This is a genomic window from Brevibacterium spongiae, assembly GCF_026168515.1.
Taxonomy (GTDB): Bacteria; Actinomycetota; Actinomycetes; order Actinomycetales; family Brevibacteriaceae; genus Brevibacterium; species Brevibacterium spongiae.
Genome location: NZ_CP093443.1, coordinates 4,009,890 through 4,035,922, shown reverse-complemented (window position 1 = coordinate 4,035,922; position 26,033 = coordinate 4,009,890). Strand labels below are relative to the sequence as shown.

Here is a 26,033-nt window from a genome sequence, read left to right as displayed (position 1 = left end):
GTTGGAACTACCGGCCGAGGACGGCCGAGGACGTTTCGGATGGAAGCGGGATGTCGAGCTGCTCGCCCAGCCACTGGCTGGCCGTCGCCACGGCTTCGAGGTCGACGCCGGTCGAGATGCCCAGGCCCTGGAGCATCCAGAGGAGGTCCTCAGTGGCCAGATTTCCGGAGGCGGTGCGAGCGAAGGGGCAGCCACCGATCCCTCCCGCCGATGCGTCGAACTGACTGACACCTGCTTGGAGCGCGGAATAGACATTCGCAAGCGCCTGGCCATAGGTGTTGTGGGTGTGCAGGGCGATCCGATCGATCGGAATCCCGGCGCCGACCAGGCTATCAAGAACCGCGGTCACATGACCGGGCGTTGCGGTCCCGATGGTATCGCCGAGTGAGATCGTCAGGCAGCCGGCATCGACGAGTCGGCGCGCAGCCGCCGCGACGTGCTCAGGGTCGACCGCGCCCTCCCAGGGATCCCCGAAGACCATGGACAGATAGCCGCGCACCCGCATGCCCGCCGCAGTCGCTGCGTGTGCCACTTCGAGGCTGCGTTCGGTGGTGTGCTGAAGTGGACCGCCGAGGTTGGCCTGCGAGAACGATTCGGTGACGCTGATGAAGACCGAGGCATCTTTCGCTCCCGCCGCGACGGCATCATCGAGACCCCGACTGTTCGGGACGAGGACGGGGAACGCGATATCGGAGTCCAGGTCGAGCCCTGCGAGCACCGATCGGGTGTCGGCCATCTGCGGAACAGCCTGCGGAGAGACGAAGCTTCCGGCTTCGATGGTCTTCAGGCCGGCTTCGGAGAGCCGCCGGATCAGTTCGAGCCGGGTTGAGACAGGAAGTGTGCGTGCTTGCGACTGCAGACCATCTCGAGCGCTGACTTCGCAGACGCTGACCTCGGTCGGCAGGTTCGACGGCACGAACTGCTGTGGGAGCTGTGCCGTCATCGCGATGCACCGGAGCGGAGTTCGTCGAGGATGGACTGGACCCTGTCGAACCGGAATGCCTTCTCTTCGATGAGGCGGTCCACGATGATCGCGGTCTCCTCGGCGTTCGCTCCGGCAGAGGCAGCGAGGTTCTTCGCATGCAGAGACATGTGTCCGCGCTGCACACCCTCGGTGGCGAGAACTCGCAGTGCCGCGAGGTTCTGCGCCAAGCCGGCGGCGACGATCATCTCGGCGAGATCCTGTGCGGTCGCCACCTCGGCGATCTGCAGAGCAGTGCGCGCGGCGGGATGGACCTTGGTGGCGCCCCCGACGAGGCCGACGGGCATGGGCATCTCGAGGGTGCCGACCAGGTCGCCGTCGGCATTCCTCTCAAACGTCGAGAGAGAAGAGTATCGGCCGTCGACGAGCGCATGGGAATGCGCTCCGGCCTCGACCGCCCGAGTGTCGTTGCCCGTTGCGAGAACGACCGCCGAGATGCCGTTCATGATGCCTTTGTTGTGAGTGGCCGCTCGATAGGGGTCGGCTGCGGCGAGTTCGTAGGCATGGAGGATGTTGTCGATGACCTCATTCCCGCCGAGCAGATCCCTGTCGAAGACTGCCCGTGCCCGAGACAGTCGACGGTCCGCCTTGTTGGTGAGGATGCGCAGGAGTGCGTCGCCTCCGGCAATGGCTGCCACGGCTCCGGAGACCGCCTCAGCCATCGTGTTGACCGCATTCGCCCCCATCGCGTCTCGGACATCGACGAGGAGGTGGACGAGAACGTACGTGGTCGTCCGCGCTTCGACGAGACGGACCTCGAGGCCCTTGACTCCGCCGCCGACCTCGACGAGCTTGGGGTCCTGCGCATTGGCCAGGTCGATGATCTCGGCTTGCCGTTCGAGGACACGTATCCGAGCGGCCTGCGGATCCGCCACGTTGATGAGTTGAATCTGTGCCTGCATGATGGGCTCGGTCGAACTTGTGAAGAAGCCGCCGTGCGGACGTGCCATGCGTGCTGCGTTGCTGGCGGCGGCGATGACGGAGGCCTCTTCGGTCGCCATGGGAACGAGGACGTCGGTGCCGTTGATCGTGAAGTTGGTGGCTGCGCCGAGAGGAAGCGAGAACACTCCGAAGATGTTCTCGCTGAGGTTCGCGGCATCTTCGGGGCCGAAGGCATCCGCATCGATCTGGCTGAACAGGTCGGCGTCGAGACCGGTCGAAGCCGCGACGGCTTCCCTGCGGTCATCGACCGACATGTTTCTGAAGTCGGCAATTCGGCTGTTCTCTGCCATCGTAAGTCTCCAGTCAGGTCGTCTTCGGCCGGCATCGGCTGTCAGTCGGAGTTCCTCCGCAGAGATCAGTCAACCAAGGCATCCACGAACTTGCCATGTCTCTTTCGGACATGAAATCTTCTCAGCTATAGCTCTTCCGGACATAGCGAGAGCGATCTAGAGGAACGACTTCAGCTTGTCCAGACGGAGAGCGACCTGAAGGCGGAATGCCCGCTCCGGTGCCCTCCACCCCTGACCGAGTACGAGATCGGCTCTCTCCAGGCGTTGCTTGACGGTGTTGACATGCACCGACATTCGGGTCGCGGTGCTGCGGATGTTCATGCCGGATTCGAAGTACTCCCGCAGCGTCGAGAGCAGCTCGGCTGAATGGGTTCGGTCCCATCGGCGCAGCGGCCCGAGCATCCGTTCCATGAATCTCTCCACCTGCTCCGGCGCGGTGCCGAACATTGCGGTATAGGGTGCGAAGTCCTCGGTGGGAAAGATTCCTTCGCTGATGCCGAGGGAATTGAGAATGCGGATGCATGACCACATTTCGTCCTCGGCGGTGCGCAGCTGCTTCCGGTCGTAATCGGTGTCGGAGATGATCACCAACGAACTGTCGAGGGCGCCCGACTCCTCGAACAGGGTGTCCAGGGTGGGCCTGTCGCGGAACACGGCGCTGGGAAGGAGCACCGTGATCCCGGGGGATCGCTGCGTCATGAGAATGCGCGGCTCGATGCGGACCAGGTGGGCGCCGAGGCGGTCATCGTTATCGCTGTCGCCCTGAATCGTCATCAGTCTCCAGGGTCCGGAGAGGCTGAAGCTGCCGATTCGGGAACGGGCCTCGAGCTCACTGAGATCACGAGTGCCGGCAATGATGTCGACTGCGAGTTCTCCACGGACTCGGTTCTCGGCATCGGCCCGGGCTTGTTCGTTCATTCGGATGAGCGCGAGCGTCTGCGCCGCCTGAGCGACGATGTTCGCGTCACCGTCCGCCGGTTCGTCGGTGAAGCGGACGAACAGTCCGCTGTGCTGTCGGCGGTGGGAAGCCACCGAGGCGACATACAGGTGCTGTGCTCCATCGACCTGTGCGCTTCGGCCCGTCGCCCGGCTGTGACTCAGCGCCGCGTGGACGTCAGCATTGTCCACCGCGATGCCGTCGAAGAATTCCTCGTCGGCGGGGAAGTTCGGAGAGCCGAGGCGTCCACTGTCGACGACGATCACGTCGGCCTGGAGCAATTTGGAGATGGCGTCGAGAACTGCGGGGACTCCTTGTCCCTGCAGGACGAGCTGCGTCAGCTGCTCCTCGACCTCGACGAGCCGTTGGAGGGTGCTGGCCTGCGCGGCTGCCGTCTCCTCGGCTTCCGCGGAGGCTTGGGCCGCCTCTGCGAGGTCTCCCATCAGCTGCGCCGTCTTCAGCACCACGGAAGCGTGGTCTGCGAGAGCTGACAGCAGGGTGATCTCGTCGGTGGTGAAGTCATGTGGATAGCGGTTGGCCGCGAAGAGTGCGCCGAGGACTTCGCCGTCGACGACCATCGGCACTCCGAGGAGTGATTCCATGCGCTCGGCCTTCACCGCGGAGTCGACGCGTCTTTCGTGAGGCAGTCGGGTCAGATCGTAGTTCGACGTCCACTGTGCGGCGCGATCACGCACGACCTGTCCTGCCAGTCCGACGCCGGGAGGCACTCGCAGTTCTTTGAGATTCGCCGAGATCGCTCCGCGACTTGCCTGAACACGTAGGTCGTCGGTCTCTGGATAGTACTGGGAGAGGTAGGCGATATCGCATCCGATGAGTGTTTGGGCGCGGTCGACGAGCTTCTGCAGCAGCTTCTCGGTGTCTCGCACACGGATGAGCTCCGAGGCGCTTTCGAGCAGGGCCGAACGCTCTCGATCCTTCTGCTTCCACCGGGTCATGGTCGAAGAGAGATCGGAGAAGGAGTCGATGAGGTCGGGGTGGTGCTCGAGACCGCGGGCCAGCGCCGTGCGGTCGAGATCGACTCCGCGAGTGAGAGCTCTGACGATCTCGGCCACGGCGGCCGCGGACACGGTCCCCGATTCATCTTCGATCTCAGTCATGAGACCAGTGTCGCAGGGCTCCGTCTTCTCCGCTGCACCCGATGGCGGACGGGCGCAGCACCTGAGCGGTCGTCGCCGTCAGCCGGCTGCTGCGGATCCGGCGCGTGCGGGTTCGCGCACGATGGGCAGCTCACACGTCGTCGGAGCGACCTGCCGGTAACCGGAGAGGAACGTGTCGAGACGTTCGATCGCCTCGGTGAGCACCTCGACCGACGGCAGGGTGACGAGTCGGAAATGATCGGGCTTGGGCCAGTTGAAGGCCGTGCCGTGGGAGACGAGGATCTTCTGTTCGCGCAGCAGGTCGAGGGCGAACTGCTCGTCATCGGTGATGCCGAACTTCTCGACATCGAGCTTCGCGAACATGTACAGCGCGCCGTCGGCCCGGTGGGCCGAGACCCCGTCGATCGAGTTCAGCCCCTCGTAGGCGACCTGCATCTGGTGGCCGAGGCGGCCCGTCGGCAGGATGAGGTCGTCGATCGACTGCTTTCCGCCCAGGGCCGCCTGGATAGCGTGCTGGGCCGGAACATTCGAGCACATGCGCATATTCGCAAGCAGTTTGATGCCCTCGAGGTAGCTGTGCGCTTCGTCCAGCGGCCCGGTGATCGCCAGCCAACCGGAACGATAGCCGGCGACCCGGTAGGCCTTCGACAAACCCGAGAAGGTCAGGCACAGAACGTCGTCGCCGGTGAGCGTGGCCATATTGACCAGTTCGACGCCGTTGTAGGTGATCTTCTCGTAGATCTCGTCGGAGAAGACGATGAGGCCGTGGCGGCGGGCGATGTCGGCGATCTTCTGCAGCGTCTCCTTCGAGTACACCGCTCCGGTCGGGTTGTTCGGGTTGATGACGACGATTCCGCGGGTGCGTTCGGTGATCCGGGACTCGAGGTCGTCCAAATCCGGCTGCCACGCATCTTCTTCCGCGCAGCGGTAGTGGACGGGGGTGCCGCCGGACAGCGCCACCGAGGCGGTCCACAGCGGGTAGTCGGGCCCGGGGACGAGGATCTCGTCCTCCGGGTTGCACAGCGCCTGCAGGCTCAAGGTGATGAGTTCGCTGACTCCGTTGCCGAGGAAGACCTCGTCGGTGCCGAGATTGTGGATGCCGCGGGTCTCGTAGTACTGGACGACGGCGCGGCGGGCGGAGAGGATTCCCCGCGAGTCGGAATAGCCCTGCGTCACGGGCAGGTTCGCGGCGATGTCCTGGACGATCGCCTCGGGGGCTTCGAAGCCGAAGGGGGCAGGGTTGCCGATGTTGAGCTTGAGGATCGTGTGCCCGGCGGCTTCCATCGCCTGGGCCTCTTCGAGGACGGGTCCTCGGATGCCATAGAGGACATTGGCCAACTTCGACGACTGCCTGAACATGTGAACCGAAAAACCTTTCATACGACTGCTGCTACATCCACGCTAGGACCCCGCCGAGGCGGTACTGACCAAACAGAGGCCCGTTTCCCAGACCTTTGCCCCGTCCGGCGGATCGTTGTGCAGACCTTTTGCAACTGGGCCACACGATACTCTGGGGAGCATGGCGGATGTGAAGCCGGGGCCCCGCCGGAGGGGGCGCCCACCTAAGGAAAGCGGCAGTGACGCTCGGACAGCGATCACCGATGCCGCCTCGGTGGAATTCGCGGAGAAGGGCTACGACAAGGCGTCTCTGCGCAGCATCGCCCGCCGAGCCCAGGTCGACTCCGCGCTCGTCCACCACTACTTCGATTCGAAGGCCGGTCTCTTCGCCGAGGTCGTCAGGCTTCCCGTTCGGCCGGACCGCATCGTCCGCACGGCCTTGGACGTATCGGACGACCGCCTCGGCGAGTCCCTCGTGCGCACGGTGCTCAGCGCCTGGGAACGATCGAGCGTGAAGTCGATCGGGGTGACAGTTCTGCGTTCCGCGGTGAGCGACTCGGCGGCGGGGCGCCTGATCAGGCAATTTCTCCTGCGCGAGCTCAAAGGAGCGGTGGCGGCGAGGATCGCGGACAGCGGCGTCGACCAGGCTGAGGCGGATCTGCGGGCCACGCTCGTTCTCACTCAGATGGCGGGTGCACTCATATTTCGCCACGTCCTCGAACTCGACCCGTTGGCATCGATGCCGGTCGACGATCTCACTGCACGCCTGGCGCCCGCGGTGCAGGGGCATTTCGATGAGGTCAGCGACGCGAAGTGAGCCGAACGGCTCCAGCACGATTGCGCCTCACCAGCGGTGGGGCGGCAGTCATGAAATCTCTCCCTGAGAACCCTTGACCGAAGCGCCCTCGGGTGTCATATTCAGCGCATGATGAATAATTCGGTGGAGGCACGAGGGCTGACGATCCGCAGGGGTCGAAAGACAGTGATCGACTCACTGGACCTCGAGTTGCCCAGGGGCGCGATCGTCGGGCTGTTGGGGCCCAGCGGCAGCGGAAAGACGACACTCATGCGGGCCGTCGTCGGGGTCCAGATCGTCGCAGGCGGACGGGTCCAGGTGCTGGGCCGCCCTGCCGGATCGGCAGATCTGCGCCACCGAGTCGGCTATATGACGCAGTCGGCGAGCATCTATGACGACCTCAGCGTGCGGTCGAATCTGCGCTACTTCGCACGAGTGCAGGGCGCTCCGAAGACCGATGTCGACCGAGTCCTCGAACGCACGGACCTGACAGGGCAAGCCGATCGGCTGGCACGGGCGCTCTCCGGAGGTCAGGCCAACCGAGTGTCACTGGCCGCGGCGATGCTCGGATCCCCGGACCTGTTGGTCCTCGACGAACCGACCGTGGGTCTCGATCCTGTGCTGCGCAGTGATCTGTGGGACCTCTTCCGCGGCCTCGCCGAGGAGGGAACGACGCTGCTGGTCTCGAGCCACGTCATGGATGAGGCCACGCGCTGCGACCGGCTGCTGCTCATGCGGGAGGGGGCGATCATCGCCGATACGACACCGCGCGATCTGCTCTCCAGCACGGGGGCCGCCTCGGCGGAAGAAGCGTTCCTCGACATCATCGAAGCGGACACGGCTGGAAGGGGATCTTCCGGGCGGAGCCGGCGATCGGGGACCCATCTGCTCTCGCGAGGCGGTCGCGTTGGCAGGGTCCGCGGCGCGGAAAAGGGAGGTCGGCGATGAACCCGATGCGCACTCTGGCGACAACGGGACGCGTCCTCGTCCAGATCCGGAATGATCCGCGCACGATCGCCCTGCTGCTCATCGTCCCGAGCCTCCTGATCGGCCTGGTGGCGTGGATCTTCGATGAGACCGAGGTGTTCGCCGATATCGGGCCGGCGATGCTTGCGCTCTTCCCGTTCATCGTCATGTTCCTCGTCACCAGCATCGCGACCCTGCGCGAACGCCGCAGCGGAACGCTCGAGAGGCTGCTGTCGATGCCGTTGGGGCGCGGTGACTTCATCCTCGGCTACACCTTGGCGTTCGGACTGCTTGCCGTCGTGCAGACGGCCGTGGCCGTCGGCTACGCGACCCTGGTGTGCGGTCTGGAGATCGAAGGGCCGGTCTGGCTGCTATTCGTCGTGGCGATCGCCGATGCGCTGCTTGGTACGGCTTTGGGCCTGCTGGCCAGCGCTTTTGCACGTACCGAGTTCCAGGTCGTGCAGTTCATGCCCGTCTTCGTGTTCCCGCAGATCCTGCTCGGCGGGATCTTCCTCCCGCGTGATCAGCTGCCCGATGTGCTCGAGGTGATCGGCGACTGGCTGCCGCTCTCGCACGCGATCGATGCACTGGACGCGGTGTCGACCGGTGACGAGGACACCGTCTATATCTGGCTGAGAGTGCTCTTCATCGCCTGCTGGATCGTCGGCGCCGTCATCGTCGGTTCGCTCACCCTGCGCCGTCGGACGCCGTGAGGTGCGGCGGCACTTTAGTCATCTAAGTCTTCAGGCAGCTCGTCCTATTTGCTCGCCAGTCTGCTGGCCAGACCTCATCTGAAGGCCCATGGAGCCACGGCCCGCTAAGCCGGAAGCAATATGCCCGGCGACGCCCTTCCGATACCACGAGATCTGACGATGGGCTGGGACCGTCTTTGGTGAGATATGCAGTGGCACATCGGCGGTAGTGGTGCCACCCTAGGCACATGGATCAGGTAAACCAGGCGCCGAGTCTTCTTCTGCTGGCTGCCGGCAGCGGTACGCGGATGGGCGGGCCGAAGGCACTGCTGCGGTACGCGGACGGCACAGCGCTGCTGACCGCGCAGGTCGAGAAGATGCTGACGGCGGCAACCGCACGAGGACTCGCCTCGGACGTCATCGTCGTGCTCGGCCCGATGTCGGCGCAGGCGTCCCTTCTGGTGCCCCGCAGCGCACGGATCGTCGAAAACTCGGACCACCTTCAGGGCCTGAGCACCTCCTTGATCGCAGGGCTGAATGCGGTGCCGAACAGGGCCGCCGGTGTCGTCATCTCACTGCTCGACCTGCCCGACGTCCCAGCTGAGGCATACGGGCGCCTGCTCGATGCGACTGCCCCCGCAAATCTCGCCCGCGCGCACTGGAACTCGGTCCCCGGCCACCCCGTCGCCCTCGGTCGCGAACACATCGCCGAAGCGCTCGCGGTCGCGGCCGGGGACAAGGGACTGCGGACCATGCTCAAGCGTCACTCGGGCAGCGGCGACGTCACCAGCGTCGAGTGCGCGGACCTGCTGCCGCCGGGCCACGACGGGCTAGCCGATGTCGACACCCCGGAAACCGCAGCCCGATTCGGACTGCATTTGGAAGGAACACGCTCATGACACAGATCGCTTCGACCAAAACACCCGACGCACAGAGAGTTGCCATCGTCTCCGGCACCGGGAAGACCGGGCGCGCGATCGCAGACGCAGTAAGTGCCGCAGGCCATGTGCCGGTCCCTCTCGGGCGGAGGGACCTGACCGATCCCACTGCCGCTCTGCGCGGCTGTCACGCCGCCTACCTCATGGCCCCTAACCTGCACAGCGACGAACTCGGGCTAATCGAGATGCTCCTCGATTCCTCACACAGAGCAGGTATCGAGCGCATCGTCTATCACTCGGTAGCTGCTCCCTACGCACCCTCAATGCCGCACCACCTCGCGAAGGCCGAGGCCGAGGACCGAGTGCGCAGAAGCTCTCTGCCTTTCACGATCGTCCAACCCTGCGCATACATTGAGAACCTCCTGCCCGGACTGCGCGAGACTCCACCCGCCATCAGTGTCGCCTACAGCGCCGACACTCCCTTCGGGCTCATCGGTCTGCGCGATGTCGGTGAGGCGGCCGCGCGGCTGCTCACGACCGAGGACCACCTCGGCGCGACCCTTGAGCTCGGCGGACCGGAGCTCGTCAGCGTCGGGGACGTGGCTCGGGCCGCAGGACAGGTCCTCGGCGCGATGGTGGGCATCGAGGTGACGAATCCAGCGGCCTGGTCCGCGGCGCAGGAGGCCCGCGCCGATTCCGGCATTGACGCCCGTGAACGCGCATGGCTGACGGCGATGTTCGACTACTACGACCGCTACGGACTGCCCTGTGGCAGTGCCGGGATCCCGGCGATCCTCGGGCGCGAGGCCCGCAGCCTCGATGAGGTGCTCGCCGAGGAACTGCACACCAGCCTCGGCGAGAGCCGGTTGTGAACTCTCGCCAACAGACGTACTCGCGTTTGTCAGCTCTTGCCGGTTCAGTCAGCGTGGGCACCGGGAAAGATGGTGACAAATCCCACGCGACCTGGAAGGACGAAGATGTCGCCCCACGCTCCACGGATCCGCATCGGCATTGACACCGGCGGAACATTCACGGACATCGTCGCATTCGACGAATCCACCGGCACACTGACGACGACGAAGACTCCGTCGACGCCGTCGAACCCAGCCGACGGGTTCATCAACGGCATCGATAAGGTGCTGGGCATGCTCGGCGACTCGGTCTCAGCGGAGCACATCAGTGCCGTCAGCCACGGCACGACCGTCGCGACGAACCAGCTGCTCGAGGGCAAGCTCGACCGTCTCGGCTTCATCACCACCGAAGGCTATGAGTTCGTCCTCGAGATCGCCCGTCAGGCAGTGCCCGACGGCTACGGCAACTCCTATTTCTGGGTCAAGCCCGATCGCATCGTCCCCGCCGACCTCGTCAAGACCGTGTCGGGTCGCCTCGACTTCGAAGGCGGCGAGGTCCGTCCCTTTGATGAGGCGCAGGCCCGCGAGGTCGCCCAGTGGTTCAAAGATCAGGGCGTGATGACGCTGGGCGTGAACTTCCTCCACGCCTACGCCAACCCAGTCCATGAGCAGAGGATGCGGGAGATCCTCACCGAGATCCACCCCGAGGCTACGGTCTCGCTGAGCTCCGAGGTGCTGCGCGAATACCGCGAGTACGAGCGTTCGATGACCACCCTCGTCGACGCGGCCGTCAAACCGAAGGTCTCGAAGTACGTGCACAACATCCACGAACGCCTCGACGCCTACACCGGCGCCGGCGAGGACTCCGCTCTGCCCTTCTACATCATGAAGTCCAACGGCGGGGTCCTCTCCGCCGAAGAGGTCGTCCACCAGCCCATCACCACCGTGCTCTCAGGGCCGGCCGCCGGTGCGCTCGGCGCCGGGCTCATCGCCCGGGAAGCGGGCTTCGACCAGGTGCTCACCTGTGACGGCGGCGGCACCTCGACCGACGTCACCGTCGTCATCGACGGAGAACCGGCCCTGACCACCGAGGGCACCGTCGGCGCTTACCCCTCGAAGATCCCGATGATCGACGTCGTCACCGTCGGCGCCGGCGGCGGCTCCATCGCCTGGACCACACCGGAGGGCCAGCTCAAGGTCGGCCCCCAGTCCGCGGGAGCCGATCCCGGCCCCATCTGCTACGGCAACGGCGGCACCGAGCCGACGATCACCGACGCCCACGTCTTCCTCGGGCGGATCCCGCCCCACCTCCTCGGTGGGGAGATACCGCTCGACGTCGACGCGGCGAAGTCCGGCATCGCCCGGATTGCCGAACGCCTCGAGCTGAGCGCGGAGAAGGCGGCGACCGGCATCCTCGAGATCTCCGCCTGGAATCAGGCCAATGCCTTGCGCCAGATCTCCGTCCAACGCGGACTCGACGTCCGTGACTTCATGCTCGCGACCTTCGGCGGCTCCGGCTCCCTGCTCGCCTGCACCCTCGTCGACGTCCTCGACCTCGCCGGCGTTGTCGTCCCCCACGACCCAGGCAACGTCTCGGCGTACGGTCTGCTCACCGTCGACGTGAAGAACGACTACGTGCAGACCAACGTCTGCCGCGACGACCGCCTCGACATCGCCGAGGTGGCCGATCTCTTCGCGGGACTCACAGCCCGGGCCGCCGCCGCACTCGACGGTGAGGGCTTCCCCGCCTCGGCGCACCAGTTCGACCGTTCGGTCGACCTGCGCTACTTCGGCCAGGCCTTCGAGGTCCGCGTCCCGGCACCGGCGGGCGCGATCACGAGAGAATGGGCCGATGAGGTGACCCGAGCCTTCCACGCGGAGCACCGCAAGCTCTACGGCTACGACTTCGCCGCCGCCGACGACCAGTTCGTCGAATGGGTCAACCTCCGTGTGTCCGGCATCGGACCGATCACGCGTCCGGAGACTCGCAGCATCGCCTCGGCCGACGGTGCGCCCGCCCTCGACAAGAGGGCGAAGACCGGTCACCGCCCCGTCTGCTTCGCCGCCGCCGACGGCTTCGTCGACACCCCGGTCTACTGGCGCGAGGAGCTGCTGGCCGGTGACGAGATCGCGGGGCCCGCGATCATCGAGGAGTTCGGTTCGACGGTGCCTCTGCACCCCGAGTTCAGCGCGCGCATCGATCGCGCGGCCAACATCATCATCACCCGCACCACCGGTCAGGAGGACAGCAAGTGACTACCACAGCCGACACGAGCGCCGTCGATTCGGGTTCGATGCTGCGCACCGAACCCCTGACCGGCCAGGAGCTCGCCGACTACATCGCCGCCTCGCCGATCAACTCGGCCGGTCTGCCGACTGCCTACGAGCACGGCAACCGCCTCACCGCGGAAGGGTCGAGCGTCGACCCGATCATCGTCGAGATCGTCGAAGGCACCCTGGCCAGTGTGGAGATGGAGGTTGAGACCTCGATCTCGCGCACCTCACGCTCCCCGATGATCCGCGATGCCCATGACTTCCGCGCCGGTATCCACGACCGACAGCTGCGCAAGCTCACCGGCCGTTCGTACTCCGCACTCGTCCACCCAGTCGTCCGGGACTTCCCCATCGAGGAGATGCGCGAAGGCGATGTCTTCTTCCACAACGACGTCTACGAATCCGAAGGTGGCATCGGCCACCTGCCGGACATGTGCGTGACCGTTCCCGTCTTCGCCGAGGGACGGGTCGTGTGCTTCGTCCAGGCCTTCGGCCACCACGACGACATCGGCGGGGCGTGCCCCGGTTCGATGCCCTCAGGGGCGACGAGCGTCTTCGAAGAGGGCCTCATGATCCCGCCGATCAAGTTGTGGTCCGAAGGGGTTCCGAACAGGTCCGCACTGCGGATCATGTCGCGCAACTCCAGGATGCCGGATTCGCTGTCGGCCGATCTCGACGCCGAGTGCTCGGCCTGCCTGATGGGTGCTCGTCGTCTCTCGGAACTCTTCACCCGCTACGGAGTCGAGACCGTCGAAACGGCCTTCGACGCGATACTGCAGAACTCCACTGAGATCTACCGCCGTGAGATCCTGTCGAAGATCCCCGACGGCCAGTACGTCTGGGAGGACTATGCCGAGCACGACGGCGTCTCGGACCCCATGCTCCACACCCAGCGCATCACGTTGACGAAGACGTCGACCGGGGGACCGGACGACGGACCGCGACTTATCGTCGACTTCACGGGCACCGCCGCCCAGGCCGCGGGACCGATCAACCACTGCGGTGACTATGTGGGCGGAAACTTCCTCAAGAAGTGGCTCGCCCCGATCCTGCGCAACCTCGCCGACACCCCCGAGCGGATGGGCGAACTCGACGTCAACGAGGGCATTGTGCCGCTCATCGAGATGCGCTTCCCGGAGAAGGGTACCCTGCTCACCCCCGAGTTCCCCGGACCGACGAACGCACGCACGTTCGTGATTCTCCGCCTCCTCGGCGTCCTCGCCGGCGTAGTCGCGAAGGCCGTGGACGGCCGCATGCCCGCGGACCAGGAGACGATCCGCTACACCGGGGTCTACGGCAAGGACCGCGATGGCAAGGACTACCTCATGCGCGAGGTCCTCGGCGGAGGCTCCGGCGGACGCTACTACTCCGACGGCGAGGACACGATCCACGTCGTCCCCGACTCCCGGAACCTGCCCACCGAATTCACCGAGTCCCGGTTCCCGTTCCGCGTCGAACGCCTCGGTCTGGCCGTCGACTCAGGCGGTGCCGGTCGTTACCGCGGAGGCCTCGGCTACGAGAAGCACATTCGGATGCTGCGCGACGGGCACTTCATGTCGATCGCCGACCGTTCGATCCTCGCATGCTGGGGGGTCAAGGGCGGAAAAGCGGGCAGGCCGTTCGAAGTGACCATCGATCCGGGAGGTCCGAACGAACGTCAGATCGATGCGCTCGCCGATGCTGAGGTCATCAGAGCCGGTGAGGTCGTTCGGATCCGCACCACGGGCGGTGGAGGCTGGGGCGACCCCCTCGACCGTCCGATCGCCGAGGTGGTCCGCGACGTCAGCTGGGGCAAGGTGAGCATCGCCGGCGCTCGTGAGTCCTACGGAGTCGTCGTCACCGCCGATCCGAGCGCATCCGTCGGCGCCGATGCCGCCGGAGTCGACGGTGCCGAGGCCGACGAGGCGGCCACGACCGAGCTGCGCGAGCAGATGCGGGCCACCCGGGATGCGAACGAGCCCTTCTTCGATCGTGGACCCGGCTATGCCCAGCTCTCCGTCGACGGAGCCTCAGCTGCGGCGGTCGACTGGCTGTGAGGGTCCTCGTCGCCCTCGGCGGCAATGCGATGACCGGGCCCGACGGAGATCCGTCTCCGTCGGCCCAGCAGCGCGCGATCTCCGCCGCGGCCGTGCATCTGGCCGATCTCGCCGCAGCCGGACACGAACTCGTCATCACCCACGGCAACGGGCCGCAGGTCGGCAACATCCTGCGCAAGAACGAACTCTCCGCTCACGAGCTGCCGCCCGTGAGCCTCGACTGGTGCGGAGCACAGACCCAGGGCACCATCGGCTTCACGATCGTCAGCGCCCTCGAACTCGAACTCGCAGCCCGCGGGCTGGGGAACAGGGTCGCCGCCGTGGTCACCCGCACCGTCGTCGACCCCGACGACCCAGCGTTCGCCGATCCGGTCAAGCCGATCGGGTCCTATCAGGATGCGGATTTCGCCGCGGAGATGACCGCTCATGGCCAGACCTGGAAGGACTTCGGCGACAAGGGGTGGCGTCGCGTTGTGGCCTCTCCGGACCCCGTCGAGATCCTCGAGACTCCGATGATCTCCTTCCTTGCGGACTCCGGCTGGATCGTCGTCGCCGCTGGCGGGGGCGGCATTCCCGTCCTACCCGCGGACCGGGGCTGTGCCGGGGTATCCGCGGTCATCGACAAGGACCTCAGCGCTGCGAAGCTCGCCGCCTCGGTGGATGCGGATCTGCTCATCATCGCCACCGATGTGCCCTGTGCGGTCGCCGGCTTCGGCACTCCGGACGCGAGCGATGTCGGTGCCGTCACCGCAGCCGAGCTCAAAGCCCTGCGTGCCACCGGCACCTTCGCCTCCGGTTCGATGGGGCCGAAGGTCGACGCGCTGCTCGACTTCGTCGACAACGGTGGATCACGAGCCGTCATCGCCGAGCTCTCGCAGCTCGCCTCGGCAGTAACCGGGAGAGTCGGCACCGCCGTGAGTTCGCACGGTCAGGCGCACTCGGATGATCGGGTGGCAGCGGACGTTCGAGAGAGCAGAGACGATCAGTAGACTCGACTCGGGAGGAGGCGACGCAGCCATGACGATCTTCGACGATCCCCGTTTTTTGGCACAGGAGCTGGAGCGCGTGGGGCACATCGTCGCACCCGAACTTGCGACCACCTGTGTGCTCGCCCACCGCCTCGGCAAACCTCTGCTGTGCGAGGGCTCCCCGGGCGTGGGCAAGACGAGTTTGGCTCGAGCGCTCGCCCGCGCCTCCGGCGGCTCTTTCATTCGGCTGCAGTGCCACGACGGGCTCGAGGCCAGCCAAGCGCTCTACGACTGGGATTTCGCGAAGCAGATCCTCCACGTGCGCACGATCGAGGCGGCGTCCAGCTCGGCGGGGGAGCGCATCGACGCGATCTGCCTCGACGATGAGCTCCACGACCGGGCCTTCTTGCTCGCCCGTCCGATCCTGCGCGCGATCGAGGACTCGCGGGGACTCGGGCCCGACGAGGCGCGACCGGTGCTGCTTATCGACGAGATCGACCGCGCCGGCGACGAATTCGACGCTCTGTTGCTCGAGGCGCTCGCCGACTGGTCGGTCACCGTGCCCGAACTCGGCACGATCTCGACGCAGACTCCGCCGCTGGTCATCCTGACCTCGAACCGCACCCGCGACCTCCACGACGCCCTGCGCAGGCGCTGCCTCTACCAGTGGTTCGACCAGCCCGGCGCCGAGGCTGAATCACGGATCCTCTCCCTGCACGTCCCCGAGGCCGACGAGTCCCTGCGCCGGGCCGTCATCGCTGCGGCCAACCGACTCCGCAGCGCCGATCTGCTCAAACCTCCCGGCACCGCCGAGGCCATCGACTGGCTGCGCGCCCTGCACGCCCTCGGCCTCGGCGAACTCGACGACCCAGCGATCGCGGCGACGATCTCCGCCGTCCTCAAGGACGCCGACGACCTCGCCCCCGCCCGCACAGTTCTCAGCCCATTCGGAGGGGATGGAACGTGAGGACCCTGACGGACACCTTCCTGACCCTTGGCATCCGGTTGCGGGCCGCGGGACTGCCTGCAGACCCGGACGCGGTGCGGTCGCTTATTACGGCCGCGGCCTGCCTCGACCCGCTCGATCCGCAACAGGTTCGAGCCGCGTCTCGGGCGCTTACCTGCACCCGACCCGAACATCTGCGCCTCCACGATGCGATCTTCGACGCCGTCTTCGGACTGGCAGGCAGACAGGATGCGGAGGAGCCGAGCATCGACGTCGAATATCCCCGGCCCGAGATGAGCACAGAGGGCGCAGGCGGGGAGGCGAGCGAGATCACCGAAGCTGCCCGGACCGAACATCTGCGCCATGTCGATCTCGGGTTCGAACACGGCAGCGAAGCTGCCGCGCTCATCGACGGCCTCGTCTTCCGACCACCGCGCGGCCTTGCACATCGGACTCGCTCGGGTCACACCGGCATCATCGATGCCCCTCGGATCCTGCGTCGGCTCATCCGCAACGAGGAGATCTCAACCATCCCGCGGAGGCGCAGTCTCTATCGCCGGCGCCCCGTCACCCTCGTCGCCGACGTGTCCGCCTCGATGACGGTGTGGCGGGAGCCCGCGCTGCGTTTCCTGGCTCGCGGCTCTGCAGTGCTGGGAGCCCGTTGTTTCACGGCGGGGACCCGCCTGACCAGAGTCGACCTGAGCCCACGAGCTGCGGCCGGACACGGGCGAGGAGGCAGCGGTGTCGCTTCGGCGTTGGATGAGGTCCTCGACGCGGGAGCCGGGACGCGCCTCGGCGATTCTCTGACCGAACTTCTGAGCGGGCGGATGAAGGACCTGGTACGCGGCAGCACCCTCGTCGTCATCAGCGACGGCTGGGAACACGGGGACTGTACGGAGCTCGACATCGCCTGCGCGCGGCTGGCCCGACTCAGCCATCGGTTCCTCTGGGTCAATCCCCGCGCCGGACGCGCAAGATTCGAAGCGCGCACTCGGGGCCTGGCCGTCGCCGCGGCACATGCTGAGGCCGTGCTTCCGGCGACCACCGTCGCCCAGTGGCAGAGGGTTGCCGACTTCATGGCGGCACGGGCATCGGCGCACGGCGCCGGCGTCGTTGGCGCCTTCGCGCTTCCGCGAGCTGTCGGTGGGCCTGTGACCACCGTACCCGCGACTGTGGCCACAGTGCCGACAGCGACTGGTCAGGAGGCGCGCGCATGAACGAAGCCGATTCGATCCTCGCCTGGCTCGACGCAGGTCGGAACTTAGCGCTCGCCGTTGTGACGAAGACCTGGTCATCGGCGCCGCGACCGGCGGGCGCGATGATGGCCGTCGCTGCGGACGGACAGGTCATAGGCAGCCTCTCGGGCGGGTGCGTCGAATCCGCCGTGCACGAACTCGCACTCGAGGTCCTCAGCACCGGTCGTGCGGCCTCGGCCCATTACGGAACGAGCGATGCGGAGGCTTTCGCAGTCGGGCTGGCCTGTGGAGGAGAGATCGACGTCCTCGTCACCCCCGTCCTCGAGCCCGCCACTGTCTCCCGGCTGCGGATCTACCTCGAGGCGGTCTCCGGATCCCGTGCGGCAGCACTGGCTCTCGAGCTGCCGGGAGCCACCGAGGAGGATGGCGCAGAACTTGACGGACCGAGCCGCATTCTCGCCCTCGACGCAGAGGGGAGAGCGCACGGTGACTTCGCTCATGATCGCCTCACCGAACACATCTCCACCGACGCCCGAGCGATGATCGCCGACGGCGCCGCCGGGATCCTCGAATACGATGAGACGGGACGTCGCCTCGGCTCGGGCACTCGCGTTTTCGTCACCACCTCGACGCCTCCGCCGCGCCTGCTCATCTTCGGTGCCATCGACTATGCCGCGGCCCTGGCAGAACTCGGCCGGTTCCTCGGCTACCGAGTCACGGTCTGCGATGCCCGGCAGGTGTTCACCACCACAGAGCGCTTCCCCGCGGCCCATGAGGTCGTCGTCAGTTGGCCTCACCGCTACTTCGCCGCCGAGGCCGCAGCCGGTCGCATCGATGCCTCGACCGTGGTTGCCGTGCTCACCCACGACCTCAAGTTCGACGTCCCGGTACTCCTCGAGGCCGTCCGGTCTGCGGCCGACTATGTCGGTGCGCTGGGGAGCCGGCGCACCCACGCCCAGCGCACCGAGGCTCTTCTCGAGGCCGGGGCGAGCGAGGAGGAGATCGCGCGGATTCACGGTCCCATCGGCCTCGACCTCGGCGCACGCTCTCCAGAGGCGACCGCGCTCTCGATCCTCGCCGAAGTGCTCGCCGAGAGGTCGCAGGGCACCGGGGTGTCCCTGAGCGTGACCACCGGAGCGATCCACCGCTGACGGCGGTCTGCCCCGGTGGGCGCAGGGCATCAGCGCCGCTGTGCGCTCAGGCCCTCGACCGCCGAGGTGAAGCAATCGGCCGGTGGCGTGACGAGTCCCGCGCCCACCTGGCCCACCCCGGCGACCTTTCCGGCCATCCCGGTGTTGATCTGCGGTAGGACGTGGGTACGGAGCACCTTCGCGAGGTCGATTCCGCTCGGCACCCCGCGGAACTCGAGGACGGGGATCTGGTGCTGGGGATGCTCGCCGAGGGTGATCTCATACATCCGGCGGGTGGTGTCGACCGCGAAGGAGACGTCCCCACCGACGAGACGCACGACCGCGGGAGCTGCGGCCATCGCGAGGCCGCCGATGCCCGCGGTCTCCGTGATCGCGGAGTCGCCGATGTCGGGATTGGCGTCCTCGACGCCGTAGGAGCCGAGATAGAGACCGTCGGCGATCTGCGCCGGGCCCGAATACCACTGCTCACCGGTGCCGGCGAGCTGAATGCCGAAGTCCGTGCCGTTGCGGGCCATGGTGACGACGAGAGTCGAGCCGGGCACCCCCTTCGCCGCCGCCATGGCGAGCTTGCACGTGGGCATGACGAGGTTGAGCGCGAAGTAGTCGTTGGCCCCGAGGAAGCGCGCGACCTCGGCGAGGTCGTCAGCGGGGAAGTCGAGGGTGAAGAGCTTCGGCATGATGTCACGGAGGAAGAGCAGGGTCGCCGTCCGATTGCGGTTGTGCCCCTCGTCCCCGGACTGGAGCATCTGCGTGACGTAGTTCTTCGTGTCCAGCGGCCCGGTGGCGGCCACGGCCGCGGCGAGCACGGGGCCGAGCACGTCGCGCATCCAGTTCAGGCGAGTGAGCACCTCCTCGTTGTTCGCTCCGTAGCGCAGCACCTTGCCGAGGCCCTCGTTGAGAGAGCAGTAGGCGCGATTGCCGTGGACCGGGTCGACGAGCTCGAACATCCACATCGAGGGGCTGACCACGCCGGCCATCGGTCCGACCGCGTCACGGGAATGGCAGGGGGCGAAAGAGAAACGGCCATCGGCGAGACCGGCCTCCGCTGCCTCCAGAGTCTCGGCGAGTCCTTCGAAAACGACGGCGCCGGCCAGAGCCCCACGCATCGGGCCAGAGGCTCGGTCCCACTCGAGCGGAGGGCCCGAGTGGAGGAACTCGTCCTCGCGCAGTCCGAGGCATTCGCGAGCCGGTCGCAGTCCCACGACCTCGGCTCCGGCAGAAAGCATGCGCTCGAGCGCTTGTGCGTTCGCCTCCCGGCGACGGGGGTCCGCCATCACCTGATAGAGCGCGGCGGGATCGCCGAGGGCGGGCTTCCACTGAACCTCCGTCACAGGCACCGCCTGGGCACGCAGCTCCTCGGCGAAGAGGCTCAGGCCCACGGAGACCACGGAGGGCGCGGTTTCGAGCAGGCCCGAGAGGCTCTGGGCGCCGGTTGAGTGCGATGACAGTGCGGCGGGGATGCGCTCCGGTGGCACTGAGGATTCGATGACCGTGCTCATCTGTGCCTCGCAGCCGAGGTGGGCGAGTGCACGGCAGCTCGCCTCGGCGTTCGAGAGGAATACCTCGGCGTCGGCGGCGACGAGCGCGCGGACGGCGGCAGAGAAGTCCTGCGGATCGGCGCTCGTGCCGATGAGGCTGACGATGACGGGCAGGACCCGGCCTTCTTCGGCAGCCGTCGACTTGGCATCGGTGATCGCTGCGGCCAGCTCATCGGCGGGATCCGCGTGGGCGCCGTGGCCGAGCACGAGGTCGAGCAGCAGCACACCGGCTCGGGGGCCGAGGTTCCTGATCGCCTGCAGACGCAGCGAGGGGTCGATCATCGGGTGGGCGCGGCCCCGGGTCATCTCGTCGGCACCGAAGTCGAGCACGGTGTGCGTATCGGCGCTGATGGTCATTCCGCTCACCAGCTCAGCACCGGCGAGGGGGATGTTCGAAGAGATCGGGCCGAGCGCGGACCGCGCGATGAGCATCGCCTCATCGGCCATGGTCCCACCGCAGAACAGGCCGATGAGCGAACCGGTCTGCACCTCGACGGATTCGGAGATTCCCCAGCTTGGCCATTCTGGCACAGTGAATCCGGCCGCGCTGAGGGCGGACTCGACCCCGGCTGAGAGACTCGGGGAATCGGGACCGAGGATCGCCCAGCTCACCCGTACACCGAGTTCGGCAGCGCGGTCTTCGATCTCAGCGACCACCTCGGCATCGGCGGGCTTCGAGACCACGATGATGTGCTCGGTCTCGGCGTCGACGGCGAGCGCCTGCAGGGCCTGTCGTGCGCTGAGGCCGCCGACGTCGCGCGAGAGATCGCGCCCGCCCGTGCCGATGAGATGGCTGACCCCGGCCCCGGCAGCATCGAGGAGCACCGAGACTTGCTGAGCGCCCGTGCCCGAGGCCGCAATGATGCCGAAGCTACCGCGCCGCACTTGATTGGCGAATCCCAGCCCGACCCCGGAGATGATCGCAGTACCGCAGTCTGGGCCCATGACGATGAGCCCGTTCTCGGCGGCACGAGACTTGAGTTCGACCTCGGTCGAGACGTCGACATTGTCGCTGAAGAGGAGCACCGAGGACCCGGAATCGAGGGCCGCGAGGGTCTCGACTCCGGCGCTCTCGCCGGGCACCGAGACGAGAGTGAGCCCGGCGTCGGACCCGGCGAGCGCGGATTCGACGGTGAGGGCCGGCTGCACGGAGCCGCCTGGGCCAGTGGACTCGCGGGCGGCGGCGGTGAGCCTGTCGAAGGCGACGTCAACGGCATTGCTGCCTTCTGACAGGGCCGCCTCCGACTGGGCGCGGATAGCAATGATGAGATCGTTCGGGGTGACCTCTTCAGCGATGTCGAAACCGGCTCCACGGATAAGGCCGAGGTTGAGCTCCGAGGCCATCCCAATGAGGGCGTCGTCGACCCCGGGAGTGGTCTTGACCTCGGTCGAGACCTGCATGAGTGCGACCGAGTCGACGTAGACGCCGCGGCGGACGGTCAGTGAACGTGGCATGGATGAGTACCTTTCGAAGAGTGCTGGGTCGGAATGCAGGCCGACTCTCGCGGGCCGTCGCTGACGCGGATGCGGATCATCGCCGCGGACGGAGGTCGGGGTGGTGGCAACAAGGGGCTCGACTTCGGGCGCGAAGGGCGGCTACAGGTCAGAGCTGTGAGGACGGCGTGGAATCCCGTGAACAGGTCGTGGCCGGAACTGTGGCCGATCCGGTCGAGCGGAGAGAGCACGGCGAGGAAGCCCGCAGCCGAGGTTTCGGAGGCGGCCGACCGAGGCGGCGGTTCCGTCCTGTGCGCCGTCAGCAGCCTGTGGGCGGCCTCGATCGCCGCCGCGACCTCGGGTACGCAGTGACCGGCTACGGCCGCACGGATGAGCGCGGCCGACAGTGCAGGAGTCGCGTGGGCGAGGTCGATGGGTTCGACTGTGCGCGAAAGCAGATCGAGCGGAGGGTTCCTGCCTGTGGATCGGAGCGCGAGGGCGATGCCGGACAGAGCGTCGTCACCGCTGGGGGTGCTGCCGGGCCCGGCGCCGATGAGAGCTCGCACCCCAGCCTCGGAGTCGGCGACGTCCTCGTCGAGGAGGGCGGAGGCGAGGTCTCCGGCACGGGAGCCCAGATTCGACAGCCCGGGACGCAGATGGCCGGCCAGGGCAGCCAGCGTTGCCGGGTCGAGGCCCTTCCACGACCGCGCCTTCACACGCAGCGGCCGGTGAGTCCGGACGATGTCGAGCGCGAAGTCAGATAATTCGATCCTCCGAGGTGAGGGGGCATGGTCTTCGACGATCGGCGGATGAGAACCGCGTCGCAGCGCTGAGGCGGCGGGGATCACCCGTGCAGGGGTCCCCGGCCGCAGCGTCGCGAGGTGCTCACGACCGAGCTGCGGAACTCTGAGTCCGAAGGGCAGCTGGAGGGCGGCAGGCCCCAAGATGGGCAACAGGCGTCTGCCGGGACCTCGGGGGTCATAGGGGTCGTCGACTGCGAGGTAGAATCCCGCGCTGAACACATGGACCACCTCGGCGCGGGCAGCGCCATTCCCGGCAGGAGCAGCACTGACCCCGGCGAGGGCCGGGTAGACGTCGGCGGAGGTGCGGTCGATCGGGGAATGGTCAGCGCCGCCGACCCGCGCCGCCTCGATCCGGGGGACCGGCAGGAGGGAAGCGGTGGCGGGAAGAACCACGGACCGAGACCTCATTTCGACAGAGTATCCCGCCCTGTTATCGTCAATGCATGTCAAATGATGCCAAGGATTCGGGATGCGGTCAGCAGGAATTGACATTCGAGGCGGGAGAAGGACACGGTTTCTCCGCCGAATCCCTCACCGTGGCGGATGTGCTCAGACTGCCGAGCATGCGTGGGGCCCGACTCATCGGCGGTGCCGCTGGTCTCGACAGAGTCGTCGAGCTTTCGAACGTCATGGAGGTCCCGGACATCCTGCCCTGGGTCAAGCCCGGGGAGCTGATGCTCACAACCGCGTATCCGATCCGTGATCGTCCCGAGGATCTTGAGGGGCTGCTCGAAACCTTCGATCAGCATGGGTTGGCGGCGATCGGTCTCAAATCCGGGCGCTATCTGGAGCAGATCCCCGAGGCTGCCGTGAAGGCCGCGGATGCTCTCGGCCTGCCGCTCATCCACCTCGGCGAGGACGTCGGTTTCGACGAGATCATGCAGGAGGTGCTCACCGGCAATCTCGACCGGCGGGCTCAGGTCATTGCCCGCACTGAGGCGTCCATGCGCGAGCTCGTCGATGTAGTGGTCGGTGGCGGGGACCTCGCAGACGTGTGCCGCATGCTCGCTCAGTGGACGGGTGTGGCTGCAGCGGTGACGACGCTTGACGGCCGTGTGAGATGTCTGCGCACGGCCGATGCGGAGGCCACGTCTGCCGAGGTCTCCGGTCTCGAGTGCTTCGATCGTTCGGGCCGCTTCCGTGTCGAGGACGAACCTGCTGGCATCAGCCGCCACGCGAATCCCCGAGGTCCTGAGCACCGAGAAGGCGACGGCACCATGAGCGCGGTACTGAATTGGGGAAACGTTGTCATCGAGGGAGGCAGGAGACCGGCGGCCGAGACTCTGCCCGCTCAGAACCTCGGCCGGATCGTCGCCTTCGGCACCCGTACGCTGCGGGCAGGTGACTTCCGTCTGCTGGAACAGGCGGCGGCTGCGGCAGCACTCGTCATCACCCGTGAACAGGCCATCACTGCTGTCGAGAGCAAATACCGCACCGATTTCGTCCTCGAGGTTCTGCGTGGTCACATCGCCTCGACTGGCCGGGTTCTTTCCCACGCGTATTCGCTTGGTTGGGACCTCGACCGGCCCATCAGCATCGCTGTCGCCGAAGTCGATTCCGAATCCGACTCCACGGATGCGAGCAATAAGCGGACGATGCAGGCGCTGTTCGCCAACGCCTGGACGAAGGTCGTCTCCCAGTTCGATCCCCGTGCGGCGGTCGTCGGCTCGGGCGATCAGGTGATCGTGCTCCTGGCGGCAGAGCCGCGAGAGCGGATCGTTCGTCGTTTGGAGGAGTTCGTCTCCTCGGTGAGGGGACACGGGGGAGGGGGCAGGCGACAGTTCTCTGTCGGTATCTCACGCCCTGCCGAGGGCGTCTCGCGTCTGGCGCCGGCCTATCAGGAGGCGATGCGCGCGCTCGAGGTCGGTCGGCAGCTCGACCGCGGTCAGGGTCTGCGTCACTATGACTCTCTCGGCGTCTACCGGCTGCTGCTCCAGGTCGGGGAGCAGACCGAGCTGCGCAAGTTCGCCGAAGAGGTCCTCGGACCATTGGCGACGGATGCCAAGGAGGAGTACGCAGGCCTGCGTGAGACCCTGCAGGCGCTACTTGACCATCATCTCAACGTCGCCGAGACCGCGCGAGCCCTGTTCTTCCACTACAACACTCTGCGCTACCGAATCGGCAAACTCGAGCAGATGGTCGGGCCCTTCACCGAGGATCCCGATCTGCGGCTCTCACTTGCTCTCGCTCTGCAGATCGTCAAGCTGCCCTGAGGACGAGCTCAACCTAAGGTGTTGGCGAAGAGTGCCGAAGGAGAGAGTGACTATTTGGCAGATAATGACGTGATACGGGCCTCATCGGCGAAATAGAGTCTGAACCTAACCCGGATCATCCAAAGACGTCCGATCGTCGGTTCAAGTGGCCGTGCCGCCTTGAGTCAGGATCGTTCGACCTGATGCAAATGGACGAGGAGAAGCACATGTCGATGTTTTCCTGGAAGCTCCACGGCGATGGAAAGACCATAGCGCCTGGGCGGGCTGTTGCACCGGACGAGCGCCTGTCGTGGGGCAGGACCGTAGGGCTCGGCATCCAGCACGTCGTTGCGATGTTCGGAGCGACCTTCGTATTCCCGATCATCATGGGGCTCAACCCGCAGCTGGCAGTCATGATGTCCGGAGTCGGCACAATCATCTTCCTGCTCATCGTCAAGGGCAAGGTGCCCAGCTATGTCGGTACCTCGGCCGCCTTCGTCGGAGGCGTCACAGCTGTCACCGCTCAGGGAGGCACTCCCGCAGAGGTCACCGGTGCGATCATGGTTTCGGGCGTCATCCTTGCGCTCGTCGGTACGTTCATCCACTACATCGGCTCTGCGGCTCTGATGAAAGTCCTTCCGCCCGTCGTTACCGGTGGCGTCGTCATGCTGATCGGCTTCAATCTCGCACCGGTGGTTGCGAACACCTATTGGCCTCAGGACCAGTGGATCGCCGTCATCGTCATGGTCTTCATCGTCTTCGTATCAGTATGGGTGCGTGGCTTCCTCGGTCGCATCGCTGTCTTCCTCGGTCTTGTGCTCGGCTATGTGCTGTCCTGGATCTTCGACCAGGTGTTCGGCCAGATCACCTCTTTCAGTGCTACCGCCGGTGAGGTGACGACCCACTTCCGTGTCGACTTCTCTGGTGTCGCTGCGGCGCCCTGGATCGGATTTCCGCCCATGACCGACACCGCGGCCGGAGTCGTCGGTGTCCATCTGCCTGTTTTCAACGCCGCGGCTATCGTCGTCATGCTTCCTGGCATCATCGCCCTCGTCGCCGAGAATGCTGGTCACGTCAAAGCCGTGGAAGAGATGACGGGAGCCCCCCTTGACAAGTATATGGGGCGTGCCGTCATCGGCGATGGCGTCGCCACCGTCGTCGCCACTTCCGTGGGCGGTTCTCCGACGACGACTTATGCGGAAAACATCGGAGTCATGGCAGCGACTCGGGTCTATTCGACAGCTGCCTACTGGGTTGCCGCTCTGGTGGCGATCCTGTTCGGCCTCTCGCCGAAGTTCGGCGCCCTCATCTCAGCGGTGCCCGGGGGTGTCCTCGGCGGCATCACCGTCGTCCTCTACGGCATGATCGGCATGCTGGGCGCGAAGATCTGGATCGAGAACCGCGTGAATTTCGCTAACCCGCTCAACATCGTGCCAGTCTCGGCGGGTCTGATCATTGCGATCGGCGATGTGAGCCTGAACTTCAGCGAGGATTTCGTCCTCTCGGGAATTGCCTTGGGAACGATATCGATGCTGGTCATGTACCATGTTGCCCGCCGGTTGGCACCTGCTGACATGCTTTCCGACTCCGACGGCGGTGCCGGTGGGGCTGGTCTCTCTGTCGGGCGGGAAGGGCACCAAGGACGTGTTGTCGATGATGCGGAAAGCGACCGCGGCCGACGCGGTCAGGAATCGAGTGAATGAGA

General features: G+C 66.3%; 19 protein-coding genes. 13 read left to right on the top strand and 6 right to left on the bottom strand.

Translation table 11 applies throughout. The features are described 5' to 3' along the window. Positions 1-7: 7 nt before the first annotated feature. The 4 genes from L1F31_RS18080 to L1F31_RS18065 all read right to left on the bottom strand — a co-directional run bounded on the left by L1F31_RS18080 (position 8) and on the right by L1F31_RS18065 (position 5,628). Positions 8-943, bottom strand: a complete 936-nt coding sequence (locus L1F31_RS18080; RefSeq protein WP_265418607.1) for a hydroxymethylglutaryl-CoA lyase — start codon at positions 941-943, stop codon at positions 8-10. Next, positions 940-2,214 (bottom strand): hydroxymethylglutaryl-CoA reductase, degradative, encoded by a 1,275-nt coding sequence (locus L1F31_RS18075; RefSeq protein WP_265418606.1) that lies wholly within the window; start codon positions 2,212-2,214, stop codon positions 940-942. The genes L1F31_RS18080 and L1F31_RS18075 overlap by 4 nt, the downstream gene beginning before the upstream one ends. A gap of 156 nt (positions 2,215-2,370) precedes the next feature. Further along, on the bottom strand, positions 2,371-4,269 hold the full coding sequence (locus tag L1F31_RS18070; protein ID WP_265418605.1) for a helix-turn-helix domain-containing protein: 1,899 nt from the start codon (positions 4,267-4,269) through the stop codon (positions 2,371-2,373). Positions 4,270-4,347: 78 nt separating this feature from the next. Further along, entirely contained in the window at positions 4,348-5,628 is a 1,281-nt protein-coding gene (locus L1F31_RS18065) for a pyridoxal phosphate-dependent aminotransferase (protein ID WP_265418604.1), read from the bottom strand. Between the two features lie 160 nt (positions 5,629-5,788). Between L1F31_RS18065 and L1F31_RS18060 the strand changes: the two genes are divergently transcribed. The 11 genes from L1F31_RS18060 to L1F31_RS18010 all read left to right on the top strand — a co-directional run bounded on the left by L1F31_RS18060 (position 5,789) and on the right by L1F31_RS18010 (position 18,361). Then, a complete protein-coding gene (locus L1F31_RS18060; protein ID WP_265418603.1) occupies positions 5,789-6,424 on the top strand; it encodes a TetR/AcrR family transcriptional regulator in 636 nt (211 codons plus the stop codon). Positions 6,425-6,589: 165 nt separating this feature from the next. Further along, complete coding sequence (locus L1F31_RS18055; RefSeq protein WP_429860936.1) at positions 6,590-7,351, top strand: ABC transporter ATP-binding protein; 762 nt, start codon at positions 6,590-6,592, stop codon at positions 7,349-7,351. After that, positions 7,348-8,082 (top strand): ABC transporter permease, encoded by a 735-nt coding sequence (locus L1F31_RS18050; protein ID WP_265418601.1) that lies wholly within the window; start codon positions 7,348-7,350, stop codon positions 8,080-8,082. The genes L1F31_RS18055 and L1F31_RS18050 overlap by 4 nt, the downstream gene beginning before the upstream one ends. A gap of 227 nt (positions 8,083-8,309) precedes the next feature. Then, entirely contained in the window at positions 8,310-8,960 is a 651-nt protein-coding gene (locus L1F31_RS18045) for a nucleotidyltransferase family protein (protein WP_265418600.1), read from the top strand. Continuing rightward, positions 8,957-9,811, top strand: coding sequence for an SDR family oxidoreductase (locus L1F31_RS18040; RefSeq protein ID WP_265418599.1), 855 nt, complete (start codon positions 8,957-8,959; stop codon positions 9,809-9,811). The genes L1F31_RS18045 and L1F31_RS18040 overlap by 4 nt, the downstream gene beginning before the upstream one ends. A 105-nt stretch (positions 9,812-9,916) precedes the next feature. Next, complete coding sequence (locus L1F31_RS18035; protein ID WP_265418598.1) at positions 9,917-12,046, top strand: hydantoinase/oxoprolinase family protein; 2,130 nt, start codon at positions 9,917-9,919, stop codon at positions 12,044-12,046. After that, complete coding sequence (locus tag L1F31_RS18030) at positions 12,043-14,100, top strand: hydantoinase B/oxoprolinase family protein (RefSeq protein ID WP_265418597.1); 2,058 nt, start codon at positions 12,043-12,045, stop codon at positions 14,098-14,100. Before L1F31_RS18035 ends, L1F31_RS18030 begins: the two co-directional genes overlap by 4 nt. Beyond that, positions 14,097-15,089: a carbamate kinase gene (locus L1F31_RS18025; protein ID WP_265418596.1), complete on the top strand. Its 993-nt coding sequence runs from the start codon at positions 14,097-14,099 to the stop codon at positions 15,087-15,089. Before L1F31_RS18030 ends, L1F31_RS18025 begins: the two co-directional genes overlap by 4 nt. 28 nt (positions 15,090-15,117) lie before the next feature. Next, positions 15,118-16,035 (top strand): AAA family ATPase, encoded by a 918-nt coding sequence (locus L1F31_RS18020; RefSeq protein WP_265418595.1) that lies wholly within the window; start codon positions 15,118-15,120, stop codon positions 16,033-16,035. Then, positions 16,032-17,231, top strand: a complete 1,200-nt coding sequence (locus tag L1F31_RS18015) for a VWA domain-containing protein (RefSeq protein ID WP_265418594.1) — start codon at positions 16,032-16,034, stop codon at positions 17,229-17,231. Before L1F31_RS18020 ends, L1F31_RS18015 begins: the two co-directional genes overlap by 4 nt. After that, entirely contained in the window at positions 17,228-18,361 is a 1,134-nt protein-coding gene (locus L1F31_RS18010; protein WP_265418593.1) for an XdhC family protein, read from the top strand. The genes L1F31_RS18015 and L1F31_RS18010 overlap by 4 nt, the downstream gene beginning before the upstream one ends. Positions 18,362-18,390: 29 nt before the next feature. Here L1F31_RS18010 and L1F31_RS18005 read toward each other — a convergent pair whose 3' ends face one another. Then, positions 18,391-21,354: a bifunctional FdrA/YlbE family protein gene (locus L1F31_RS18005; RefSeq protein ID WP_265418592.1), complete on the bottom strand. Its 2,964-nt coding sequence runs from the start codon at positions 21,352-21,354 to the stop codon at positions 18,391-18,393. Further along, complete coding sequence (locus L1F31_RS18000; protein WP_265418591.1) at positions 21,339-22,544, bottom strand: oxamate carbamoyltransferase subunit AllH family protein; 1,206 nt, start codon at positions 22,542-22,544, stop codon at positions 21,339-21,341. Before L1F31_RS18000 ends, L1F31_RS18005 begins: the two co-directional genes overlap by 16 nt. A gap of 35 nt (positions 22,545-22,579) precedes the next feature. Here L1F31_RS18000 and L1F31_RS17995 point away from each other — a divergent pair, with 35 nt between their 5' ends. Both L1F31_RS17995 and L1F31_RS17990 read left to right on the top strand, forming a co-directional pair. After that, complete coding sequence (locus tag L1F31_RS17995; RefSeq protein ID WP_265418590.1) at positions 22,580-24,349, top strand: PucR family transcriptional regulator; 1,770 nt, start codon at positions 22,580-22,582, stop codon at positions 24,347-24,349. 206 nt (positions 24,350-24,555) lie between these two features. Next, entirely contained in the window at positions 24,556-26,031 is a 1,476-nt protein-coding gene (locus L1F31_RS17990) for a uracil-xanthine permease family protein (RefSeq protein WP_265418589.1), read from the top strand. Positions 26,032-26,033 lie beyond the last annotated feature (2 nt).